The following is a 1,591-nucleotide window of genomic DNA, read 5'->3' on the forward strand; positions in this document are numbered from 1 at the left end:
GCCCGGCACGTGCCCGTCGACAGGGAGATGGCCCGGCGATGCGCCATGCGAGCGCCCGCCAAAGCGACGCCCTGCTGGCACTGCGATGCTCCCGTGCTGGCCGTTCCCAGCGCGGTTGCCCCCGCGCTGCGGCGATATGAGCCATTCCAACACGTCTGATCCGCTCGTGCAACATCGACGGTATTCAACGTGGACTCGTCCGGCCACCCAGCCCGAGGCGGCGCGAGCACGGGCTTGAGATTGGTGCGAATCGATGTATCGTGGGAACGCTCCCAGATTGCGTCCCGTACCTCCACCCTGCTTGAGGAGCTGAAACATGTCGCGACGGCGTCGTCGCCCGGCCACCATGCTGGCCGGGCTGCTCATTCTGGCCCTGTGTGCGTTGTTGTTACCACCGGCGCCGGTAGCCGGCGCGGCCGGCCCGTCCCGCACCCGCGCGGTGCCCCTCGCCGAGTTGACCGTGGTCTCCGAACAGGTGGCCTTCGGTCTGCAACGGCCAATCGCGATCACCGGGCTGCCGGACGGCCGGATGCTGATCGCGGAGAAGAACGGCACCGTCCGCGCCTATCACCCCGACACGGGCCTGGCGGCCGAGCCGGTGCTCGACCTGACCTCCCGGATCGACACCTCGGACAACGAGCGCGGCCTGCTCGGCATCACGCCGGCACCCAACTTCGCGCGGACCGGGATCCTCTACGTGGCCTACACGAGCCTGCCGGCCGGGGCGTTGACCCTGGCGCGAGTGCCCATCGGGGCCCCTGACCGGGTGCAGGTGCTGCTCACCCAGGAGCACGCCGAATACGGCAACCACAACGGCGGACAGGTGGCGTTCGACCGCGACGGCTACCTCTACTGGTCACTCGGCGACGGCGGTCACGCGAACGACCCGTTCAAGTCCGGTCAGAACCTCGGCACCCTGCTCGGCAAGATCGTGCGGATCGACGTCAACCGCGCCTGCGGCGGGAAGCCGTACTGCGTGCCCTCCGACAACCCGTTCGTCCGCACGCCAGGTGCACGGCCGGAGATCTGGGTCTTCGGGCTGCGCAACCCGTGGCGGTTCTCCATCGACCCGGTCGACAACTCGCTGTGGATCGGTGATGTCGGCCAGGGCCTGGTCGAGGAGATCAACCACATCCGGCCGTGGCAGCGTGGGGCGAACCTCGGCTGGTCCTGCCGAGAGGGCACTCCGGTCTTCGACCAGACGCAGTGCCGGCCGGGCACGCGGTACACCGACCCGGTCTTCGAGTACGAGCACTACCTCACGGAGAACTGCTCGGTGACCGGCGGCGTGGTGTACCGAGGGTCCGCCACCCCGGAGGCGCGGGGTGTCTACGTGGCGAGCGACTACTGCTCGACCCTCGCGTTCGCCGTGCGTCCCAAGCCCACCGGCGGGTACGAGTCCGCGACGATCGGCAACTTCCCCATCCAACCCACCGCGATCGGCACCGACGTGAACGGCGAACTGTACGTGCTCAGTGACCTTCCCGGCTGGCTGAGCCGGGTGCGGTTCGAGCGGGTCCAGCCAGCCGCCCGCTGACGGCAGGGCGTGGTCGGCGGTCCCTGAGTGGCATGGGCGCGGACGGCGTCGGTA

Annotated in this window: 1 protein-coding gene; it reads left to right on the top strand. The window is 69.3% G+C overall.

The features are described from left to right. Positions 1–316 precede the first annotated feature (316 nt). Positions 317–1,537: a sorbosone dehydrogenase family protein gene (locus KBX53_RS32415; protein ID WP_030328292.1), complete on the top strand. Its 1,221-nt coding sequence runs from the start codon at positions 317–319 to the stop codon at positions 1,535–1,537. Positions 1,538–1,591: the final 54 nt, after the last annotated feature.

Source organism: Micromonospora sp. M51, from assembly GCF_018070305.1.
Taxonomy (GTDB): domain Bacteria; phylum Actinomycetota; class Actinomycetes; order Mycobacteriales; family Micromonosporaceae; genus Micromonospora; species Micromonospora parva.

Excerpts from the sequence above, each read along its gene's own strand:
- KBX53_RS32415 (WP_030328292.1), top strand. The coding sequence starts at position 317 with ATGTCGCGACGGCGTCGTCGCCCGGCCACCATGCTGGCCGGGCTGCTC.